Annotated in this window: 5 protein-coding genes and 1 pseudogene; 5 read left to right on the top strand and 1 reads right to left on the bottom strand. The window is 71.4% G+C overall.

Annotated features, from left to right (window positions below; genetic code table 11):
• A pseudogene (locus D7X12_RS34625) lies at positions 1-542 on the top strand (DEAD/DEAH box helicase); the annotation flags it as partial.
• Positions 543-549: 7 nt separating this feature from the next.
• Here the strand turns inward: D7X12_RS34625 and D7X12_RS34630 are convergent.
• Positions 550-1074 (bottom strand): helix-turn-helix domain-containing protein, encoded by a 525-nt coding sequence (locus D7X12_RS34630; protein ID WP_120629485.1) that lies wholly within the window; start codon positions 1072-1074, stop codon positions 550-552.
• Positions 1075-1138: 64 nt separating this feature from the next.
• Between D7X12_RS34630 and D7X12_RS34635 the strand changes: the two genes are divergently transcribed.
• The 4 genes from D7X12_RS34635 to D7X12_RS34650 form a co-directional block, all read left to right on the top strand.
• Complete coding sequence (locus tag D7X12_RS34635) at positions 1139-2368, top strand: Glu/Leu/Phe/Val family dehydrogenase (RefSeq protein ID WP_120615077.1); 1230 nt, start codon at positions 1139-1141, stop codon at positions 2366-2368.
• Positions 2369-2456: 88 nt separating this feature from the next.
• The gene (locus D7X12_RS34640; protein WP_120629486.1) at positions 2457-3674 is read left to right on the top strand and encodes a threonine ammonia-lyase; all 1218 of its coding nucleotides are present in this window, start codon (positions 2457-2459) and stop codon (positions 3672-3674) included.
• A gap of 50 nt (positions 3675-3724) precedes the next feature.
• Positions 3725-5089, top strand: coding sequence for a peptidase MA family metallohydrolase (locus D7X12_RS34645; RefSeq protein WP_120629483.1), 1365 nt, complete (start codon positions 3725-3727; stop codon positions 5087-5089).
• Between the two features lie 116 nt (positions 5090-5205).
• Positions 5206-9862: hypothetical protein (locus tag D7X12_RS34650; protein ID WP_120629484.1), on the top strand; the 4657-nt coding region annotated here is incomplete at its 3' end.

Below are 9862 nucleotides of genomic sequence, written 5' to 3' on the forward strand. Positions count from 1 at the left end.
CCCCGTCCCCGGACGCGGCCCCCGGCGAGGTGAAGCTCTGGGTGAACCTGGGCATGGATGACGGCATGGACGAGGCGAAGCTGCCCGCCACGCTGGAGTCCCTGGGCGCCCCGGGCGGCAAGGTCATCAAGGCCCTCACCCGCGCCACCTACGGCTACGTCTACGTGCCGGAGGCGGAGGCCCCGGGCTTCGAGGCCCTCAACGGCAAGACGCACGGCGACAAGGCGCTGAAGCTGGAGCGGCACCGTCCGCGCGGCCAGCGTGAGGAGCGCCGTCCCCGCCACGAGGCCCTGCCGGACGTTCCCGGGCAGGCGCGCCTGTGGGTGGGCCTGGGCCGTCAGGAGGGCCTGGACGAGGCGGGCGTCGCCGCCGCGCTGGAGGCCGCGGGCGCTCCCGCGGGCAAGGTGCTGCGCACGGACCTGCGCCCCACGTACGCGTATGTCTTCGTCGCGGAGGAGGACGTGGCGGGCTTCGAGTCCACCCACGGCAAGTCCTACGGCGAGAACAAGACGCTGAAGGTCGAGCGCGCGAAGCGCAAGTAGCCCCGGACTACGGCGCGCCTTCCGAACCGGGAGGCGTGCCCTGCGAGGGCGCCTTCTTCCTGCGGGCCCGGTGGTAGTGCGCGGTGCACCACCCCCGGGCCAGCACGGGCCGGCCGCAGTCCGGCGCGGTGCAGGACGCGGGCATGGGCTCCCGGGCGGCAGGCGTCGCGGCGCCCGGGCTTCCGCTGAACATCACGTCCGCCACGGCCAGCAGGCGGTCCACGTCCGCGCGGCCCAGTCCCCGCACCCGAACCCACTCCACCAGCCGATGAGCCCCCGCGTCCTGCGCGTCCTCCAACCGGAACAGCTCCCACAGCGGCAGCTCCAGCGCGGCCGCGACCTGGAGGAGTGTGTCGTAGCTGGGGTTGCGCTCGCCGCGCTCCAGGAGCGACACGAAGCTCACGGAGATGGCGCACCTTTCGGCGAACTCCTCCTGGGTGAGGCCGCGTCGCTCGCGAAGCGTGCGGATGCGCCGGGCCAGCCCCTGGAGGTTGAAGCTCGCGTCGCGGGGGTCCGGGGGGCCTGGGCGCATGGACAAAAGGCAGCGTAGCGCACCCCGTCTGTTAAGGTTTTTCTGACCAGGAGCCAGCCCCACCATGAACGCCGTCGACGGCACCAACTACTACTTCCGCAAGGCCGCGCGGGTGATGGACGTGGGCACGCCCATCGAGACGCTCCTGGCCACGCCCCTGCGCGAGGTGAAGGTGCAGGTGTCCATCGAGATGGACTCCGGTGAAATCCGCACGTTCCTGGGCTACCGCATCCAGCACGACAACAGCCGCGGCCCCATGAAGGGCGGCCTGCGCTACCACCCCGCCCTGGACCAGGACGAGTGCGTGTCGCTCGCGTCGCTGATGACGTGGAAGACCGCGGTGGTGAACGTGCCCTACGGCGGCGCCAAGGGCGGCGTGGCGTGCGACCCCGCGCAGATGAGCCTCAAGGAAGTGGAGCGGCTCACGCGCAAGTTCGTGGATCAGATTCAAGACGTCATCGGGCCCACGCGGGACATCCCCGCGCCGGACGTCAACACCAACCCCCAGGTGATGGCCTGGGTGATGGACCAGTACTCGCGCTACCACGGGCACTCGCCCGCGGTGGTGACGGGCAAGCCCCTGGAGCTGTACGGCTCCAAGGGCCGCGAGGCCGCCACCGGGCGGGGCCTGCTCTACGTGTGCCGTGAAATCCTGCGCGACCTGGGCATGCCGGTGAAGGGCACGCGCTTCGCCATCCAGGGCTTCGGCAACGTGGGCAGCCACATCGCGCAGCTCATCTGGGGCGACGGCGGCGTCGTCGTGGCCGCGTCCGACGTGCTGGGCGGCATGTACAACCCGACGGGCCTGGACGTGCCGTCCCTCTTCGAGCACGTCAAGCGCACGGGCACCGTGACGGGCTTCAGCGGCGGGACACCGTGCCGCAACGAGGACGTGCTCGCGGCGGACTGCGAGGTGCTCATCCCCGCCGCGCTGGGCCACGTGCTCACCCGCGACAACGCAAACTCCGTGCGCGCGCGCCTGGTGGTGGAGGGCGCCAACGGCCCCACCCAGCCGGAGGCGGACGACCTGCTGGAGAAGCGCGGCATCTTCGTGGTGCCGGACATCCTCGCCAGCGCGGGCGGCGTGACGGTCAGCTACCTGGAGTGGGTGCAGAACCTCCAGCACGTCTCCTGGGAGGAGGACCGCGTCAACGCGGAGCTGGAGAAGACGATGAAGGAGGCCTACGACCGGGTGGCGCAGATTGCCCGCTCCCGGAAGGTGTCCATGCGGACGGCCGCCTACATCCTCGCCATTGGCCGGGTGGGCAAGGCCACGGTGCTGCGCGGCATCTAGCAGGCCGTCTGCCGCAGCGCGTCCAGGCAGGCGCCATTCACGGCGTCGCTTCCGTACGGGGCCGGCTTCCGCTACACGGCCGGCCATGATGGTCACCCTGCAGGACATCCAGGCGGCACGCGAGCGGCTGCGCACCACCCTGCGCCCCACGCCGTGCCCCGCGTCGGACTTCTTCACCGAGAAGACGGACTGCGCGGTGGTGTACTTCAAGCTGGAGAACCTCCAGCGCACCGGCGCCTTCAAGGAGCGCGGCGCCCTCAACAAGCTGCTGACGCTCACGCCGGACGAGCAGCGCCGCGGCGTCATCGCGGCCTCCGCCGGCAACCACGCGCAGGGCGTGGCGTACCACGCGCGCCGGCTGGGCATCCGCGCCACCATCGTGATGCCGGAGCGCACGCCGCTCATCAAGGTGACGCGCACGCGTGACGACTACGGCGCGCGCGTGGTGCTCAAGGGCGCCAACTACGACGAGGCCTACGCGGAGGCGCTGCGCATCCAGGCGGCGGAGGACCTGGTGTTCGTCCACCCCTTCAACGACCCGTACGTCATCGCGGGCCAGGGGACGATTGGACTGGAGCTGCTGGAGCAGTGCCCGGACCTGGAGCTGGTGCTGGTGCCGGTGGGCGGCGGCGGGCTCATCTCCGGCGTGGCGTGCGCGCTCAAGGAGACGAACCCGCGCATCCAGGTGGTGGGCGTGCAGGCGTCCACCATCGCGAGCATGAAGGCGTCGCTGGATGCGGGGAAGCTCACGGAACTCACCGCCGCGGGCACCACCATCGCGGACGGCATCGCGGTGAAGATTCCGGGCGAGCTCACCTTCGAGCACGTCCGCAAGTACGTGGACGCGGTGGTGACGGTGGACGAGGAGGAGATCGCCGCCGCCATCCTGATGATGCTGGAGCAGGAGAAGTCCGTGGCGGAGGGCGCGGGCGCCGTGGGGCTGGCCGCGCTCGTCAACGGCCGGGTGCCGCAGGCGAAGGGCAAGCGCGTCGCCATCATCGTCGGCGGCGGCAACATCGACATGAACGTCATCAGCCGCATCATCGAGCGCGGCCTCGTGAAGGCGGGCCGCCTGGTGCAGCTGGAGGTGCGGCTGCCGGACCGGCCGGGGATGCTCGCGCGGCTCACCACGCAGATCGCGGAGATGCGCGCCAACGTGGTGGACCTGCACCACGACCGCGCCTTCTCCAAGGCGGGCCTGGGCGAGGCCACGGTGGAGGTGATGCTGGAGACCACCGGCCATGCCCACATCCAGGAGCTGATGGCGGCGCTGGAGTCGCAGGGCTGGCTGGTCGCCCGTACGTAGGGCGAGGAGGCTTGCACGCCCGCGCGGGCGTTGGGCGATACTGGGAATTCATGACGACGCCCTTCATCGCCATCCTGTTGCTCGCCGCCGCACCTCCGCCGCAGAAAGCCAAGGAGCTGGCCGCCCAGAAGCAGTGGGAGGAGCTGTACCTGGCCTTCGCGGCGGCGGACCCTTCCGCCTACCCGGAGGCGCAGCGGCCGCTCGTCGCGGGTCCGTTGCTCAAGGGCTGCGAGGCACTGCTCGCCGAGGACGCGGTGATGGCGTACTCGCTGGGCGAGCGCGCGGTGGCGTTCCAGGAGACGGCCGGGGCGCTGCGGTGCCTGGCGAAGTCCGCCTTGAAGACGGATCAGCGCGCGTCCGCGGAGGAGGCGCTGAAGAAGGGCCTGGAGAACTTCCCCAAGGACGGCGCCTTCGGGCTGGAGCTGGGGCGGTTGCAGTTGCAGGACGAGGACTCGACGGCGGCGCTCGCCACGCTGGAGCGGGTGCCCGCGAAGTCGAAGGAGTCCAAGGAGGCGCGCCAGTTGATCCAACGGGCCCGCGCGAAGGCGTCGGCGGAAGGGGTCGCGCGGCGCGAGGCGGAGCGCATCGAGCAGCGGATCAACGGCGAGGGGGACACGCGCACCGCGAAGGGCTCCGAAGTCGGCGGGGACATCCGGCCGGCCAGCCTCAGCTACGAGTCCGGTGTGGGCAAGGACGGCATGCGCGTGCGCGCCAACCGGCGCTTCTCCATCCGCTACTTCAACAGCGAGCGCGACTTCGGGCAGCGCGCCGAGTACGAGGGCAAGGTCGTCTCCGCCCTGGACGAAGCGTATGACTTCACGCAGCGGACGTTGGGGCAGGCGCGCGAGCGCCAGCTGGACGTGGTGCTCTACACGCGCGACGAGTTCCGCACGCACCTGGGCCCCACCTACGCGGCGCGCGTGGCCGGGCTGTACCACGACAACGCCATCCGCATGAACGACGCGGCGGAGCTGACGCAGATGACGAAGGCCACGCTGGTGCACGAGTACGTGCACGCGGCGCTGGATGAAATCTGCAAGGGCGGTGGAGACGCCCTGCCCCGCTGGTTCAACGAGGGTCTGGCCGAGTACATCGAGTGGCGCTACCTGGGGCTCGACGGACCTCCGCGCCACCTGAAGGACATGATGCGCGGGGCGGCGAAGCAGGACCGGCTGCCGAAGCTGTCGGACATGGACTCGCGGGCGCCCATCTCCATGGCGTCTCCGGAGGTGGCGTACGGGACCTCCGCCATGGCCGTGCGGGAGCTGGTGCGGCTGGGTGGGGCGGACAAGCTGCTGTCCTTCGTCCAGTCCGTGGACCGGACGACCCCCTTCGAGAAGGCCCTGCAGGCCGCCTACGAGAAGGACTTCGCGGGCCTGGACCAGGCGGTGCGCACCGCCCTCTCGGGGAGGTAGCGGCCAGTCGGCCTTGGCGGATTGGTTTACCCCCTGGCGGGAGTCCCCTAGACTCGCGCCCCTCAAGATTTTCGCTGCGGCGGTCCCCGTTTGACGCTGGCGCAGCAAGGTGACGGATGTCCGATACGCGCGCCGCGATGAGAGAGTTCCGTTTCCTGGATGAGAAGCGGAAGCTGGGAAGCCTGTCGGCTGTCGAGGAGGCTCGCTGGGTCGAGTTGCGGAGCCAGTTGGGCATCCAGGAGGCGGCGGACACCGCGGCGGCGGCGCAGGCGTGGGCCCAGCCGGAGCAGCAGCCCCAGGGCTACTACGGCGAGGACGGCCAGTGGTACGCCTACCCCGCCGGCTACGAGCAGCCCCAGGGCTACTACGGCGAGGACGGCCAGTGGTACGCCTACCCCGCCGGCTACGAGCAGCCCCAGGGTTACTACGGCGAGGACGGCCAGTGGTACGCCTACCCCGCCGGCTACGACCCCAACGCGGCCGGGACCGAAGATCCGAACGCGGCCAATGCCCAGGCCTGGGCGGCGTACGACGCGGCGCAGGCACAGGCCGGGTATGCCCCGCAGGCGCCCGCGGATCAGGACAACCTGAACCTCAGCACGGACGACATCGACATCCCCTCGCTGAGCGAACCCGCGCCGTGGATGCCGCAGCCCGCGGCCACGCCCGTGGCGGCGGAGGAAGGCGCGGCGGAGGCCTGGGACACGAGCGCCGAGGAGGACTTCTCCGGGCTGTCCACGTCGACGCCGGCTCCGGTGGCCGTGGCCGCGCCCGAGCCGTCGCTGGAGGATTCGTTCGCCGAGCTGTCGATGGAGGTCGAGACGGAGGCGCAGGCCCCGGTCGCCTCCGGGTTGGATCCGATGGCGGAGGCGCTGGCCTCCGCCGAGCACGCGGCCGGAGAAGCGGACTTGCTGGCGGCCGAGCCCCAGGCCGAAGCGGTGATGGCCGAGGACCTGGCGCCAGCGCACGTGGACGCGGCGTGGGACGCGGCGCCGTTGGCGGTGGAGTCCGAAGAGTCCCGTGACGCCGCGCTCGATACGGCGCCGCTCGCGGTGGATCCGTCGGCTTCGGCCGAGGGCGGCACGTCGGATTGGGATTGGAGCGACGTCGCGACGACGCAGGCGGGCGCTTCCGCGCCGGCACAGCAGGACTCGGCGGAGGAAGTCGCGGGAGGTACGGAGGCGACGTGGCAGTCGGCGGAGTCCGCGCCTGTGGCCAGCGAGGAGATCGCGCTCGGATCCGGTGACCTCGCGGACGCGTGGGCTGACAGCGACGCGGCCTCGGAAGTGCCCGCGGAGGAGATTGCCCTGGAGTCCGGGGACGTCGCCAACGCGTGGCAGTCGGATTCGGCTTCGACGAGCACGGCGACGTGGCAGACCAGCGATGCCGCAGCGGAAGTTCCCGCCGAAGACCTGGTGCTCGGCTCGGATGACGCCGGGGCGACGTGGCAGGCCGGGGGTGAGGCTTCCGCCGAGACGTCTGAGGCGGGTTCGCACGATGTCGCGGCGACGTGGCAGGCCGGTGGTGATGCTTCCGCCGAGATGCCGGTGCCTGGCTCGCACGATGCGACCGCGGACTGGCAGACCGATGGATCCGCTTCGGCGGATGCGCCTGCCGAGGAGATCGCGCTCAGCACGGACGACGTCGCGGCGAGCTGGCAGTCCGGCGCCGACGCTCCTGCGGAGGAGATCGCGCTCAGCACGGACGACGTCGCGGCGAGCTGGCAGACCGGTGGCGCGGCTTCGACGGAGGCCTCCTCCGAGGAGATCGCGCTCGATGCGGGCGACGTCGCGGAGGAGAGCGCGGCGGCCTGGACGGGAGCCCATGGCACCGGAGCGGAGGCGCCCACGTTCGACGTGGCCGACCTGGGAGCCGAGGAGCCGCAGGAGACGCTCACCCCGCCCCCTTCTCCGTTCGCGGAGGACTCGGGGGGTTCGTCGCTGCGGATCCGCAGCATCCCGGTGGGCCCGGACGTCGAGGCCGACACGCTTGAGCTCGGCGCTGATGATGTCGAGCCGTCGTCGCTGTCGGAGGCGCGTGCGGCCCTTGTTTCGGAACAGTGGACCGAGCTGAGCGGGAATCCCGACGAGGCCGTGCCACTGGCCACCGCGAGCGAGTCGCTCGCCGAGGCGCAGTCCTCCGAGGCATCGGCGTGGACCGACGTGGGAGAGGACGCGCAGGCGGAGTGGTCCGCCGAGGGAACGCCCTCCGACCCGACCGCCACCGTCGGATTGCAGGAGGAGTCCGCGCCCATCGAGTTGCAGCCCGAGTGGGCCGCCGATGCGGTGGAGCCCGCCGCCGAGACCCCTGCCTGGGCACAGCCGTCCGAGGAGTCCGCGACGCTCGAGTTGCAGCCCGAGTGGGCCGCCGATGCGGGAGAGGTGCCCGCGACCGACGCGGAGGGCGCGGCATCGGAGTGGTCCGACACCGCATCGTCCGAACAGTCCACCGAGACCGCGACGGCCACGGGTTGGAACCCGGCGTCGGAGGAGTCCGCGACGCTCGAGTTGCAGCCCGAGTGGGCCGCCACCGAAGCCGCGACGGAGCCCGCCTCCGGTGAGGCTGCGCCCATCGAGTTGCAGCCGGAATGGGCGACCCCGGACGAGGCCACGCCCGAAGCGGCCACCGCCTCTGAGTGGGAGACTCCGGTTGCCGAGACCGCATGGGCGGTGTCCGGATCAGCACCGGCGGCCACCGCCGACCAGGGCGGCGGAAACGCGCCGTCCGAAGAAGCACCGCTGATCGAAGCACAGCCCGAGTGGGCCACCGAGGAAGCAGCCACGGAGGCGGCATCGTCGGATCCGTCCAGCGAGTCGGCCTCCGCTGAAGCCGCGCCCATCGAAGCGCAGCCCGAGTGGGCCACCTCCGAGGAAGCCGCGCCCGTCGCGCAGGCATCCGAATGGGGCACCCCGGAAGAAGCCGCGCCCATCGAGGCCCAGCCCGAGTGGGCCACCGAGGAAGCCGCGCCCGTCGCCGAGCAGTCCGAATGGGCGACGTCGGAAGAAGCGCCCATCGAGGCCCAGCCCGAGTGGGCCACCGACGAGACCGAGCCTGTCGCCGCGCAGTCCGAGTCGGCCACGACCGGAGAGACAGCGCCCGTCGCCGCGCAGTCCGAGTGGGCCACTGCCGAAGAGGCCGCCCCTGCAGCCGTGCAGTCTGAGTGGGCCACTGCCGAAGAAACTGCTCCTGTCGCCGCGCAGTCTGAGTGGGCGACCCCGGAAGAAGCCGCACCCATCGAGGCGCAGCCTGAGTGGGCCACTGCCGAAGAGGCTGCCCCTGCCGCTGCGCAGGCCGCGTGGGCGACGTCGGACGACGCCGCACCCATCGAGGCGCAACCCGAGTGGGCCACCGAGGAAGCCGCGCCTGCCGCTGCACAGCCTGAGTGGGCCTCTGCCGAAGAAGCCTCGCCTGTCGCCGCGCAGTCCGAGTGGGCCACCAAGGAAGCCGCGCCTGCCGCTCCGCAGCCGGAATGGGCCACGTCGGAGGACGCCGCGCCCCTTGAGGCCCAGCCTGAGTGGGCCACCGAGGAAGCCGCACCTGCCGCTGCACAGTCCAAGTGGGCCATCACCGAAGCAACCACCGCCATTGCCGCGCAGCCCGATTGGGCCACGTCGGAAGACGCCGCACCCGCTGAAGCCCAGCCTGAATGGGCCACCGCCGAAGAAGCCGCACCCGTTGCTGCACAGCCGGAGTGGACCACCAGCGAAGCGGCCACTCCCGTTGCCGCGCAGGCTGAGTGGGCGACGTCGGACGACGCTGCGCCCATCGAGGCCCAGCCCGAGTGGGCCACGTCAGAAGACGGCACGCCCATCAATGCACAGACGGAATGGGCCCCCACGGAAGCGGCGGCTCCAGTAGCCGCTCAGTCCGAATGGGCGACGTCGGAAGACGCTGCCCCCATCGAGGCGCAGCCCGAGTGGGCCTCCACGGAAGCGGCAGCGCCCGTTGCTGCCCAGCCCGAGTGGGCCACCATGGAAGCGGCAGCGCCCGTTGCGGCCCAGTCCGAGTGGGCGACCACAGAAGACGCTGCACCCATCGAGGCTCAACCCGAATGGGCCACCTCCGAGGAAGCCGCGCCCGTCGCGCAGGCGTCCGAATGGGGCACCCCGGAAGAAGCGGCCCCCATCGAGGCGCAGCCTGAATGGGCCACCACGGAAGCGACAGCTCCCGTCGCGGAGCAGTCCGCGTGGACGACGTCGGAAGAAGCGCCCATCGCGGCGCAGCCCGAGTGGACCACTGCGGAAGAGACGGCTCCTGTTACGGCACAGTCTGAGTGGGCCTCCACGGAAGAGGCCGCCCCCATTGAAGCGCAGCCTGAGTGGGCCTCCACGGAAGACGCCGCCCCCGTTGAAGCGCAGCCTGAGTGGGCCACCGCCGAAGAGGCCAACCCCGTCGCCGCGCAGCCTGAGTGGGCCGCAACGGAAGAGGCCGCCCCCATCGAGGCCCAGCCCGAATGGGCCACTGAGGAAAGCGCGCCCGTCGCTGCACACTCCGAGCTTGTAACCCCAGAAGACGGCGCCCCCATCGAGGCCCAGCCTGAGTGGGCCACCTCCGAGGAAGCCCCCATCGAGGCGCAGCCCGAGTGGGTCACCGACGAAGCCGCTCCAGCCGCTCCTCAGGCCGCGTGGGCCACGTCCGAAGACGCCGCGCCCATCGAGGCCCAGCCCGAATGGGCCACGTCAGAAGACGGCACGCCCATCAATGCACAGACGGAATGGGCCCCCACGGAAGCGGCGGCTCCAGTAGCCGCTCAGTCCGAATGGGCGTCGTCGG

Origin of the sequence: Corallococcus sicarius (assembly GCF_003611735.1) — a bacterium.
GTDB lineage: Bacteria > Myxococcota > Myxococcia > Myxococcales > Myxococcaceae > Corallococcus > Corallococcus sicarius.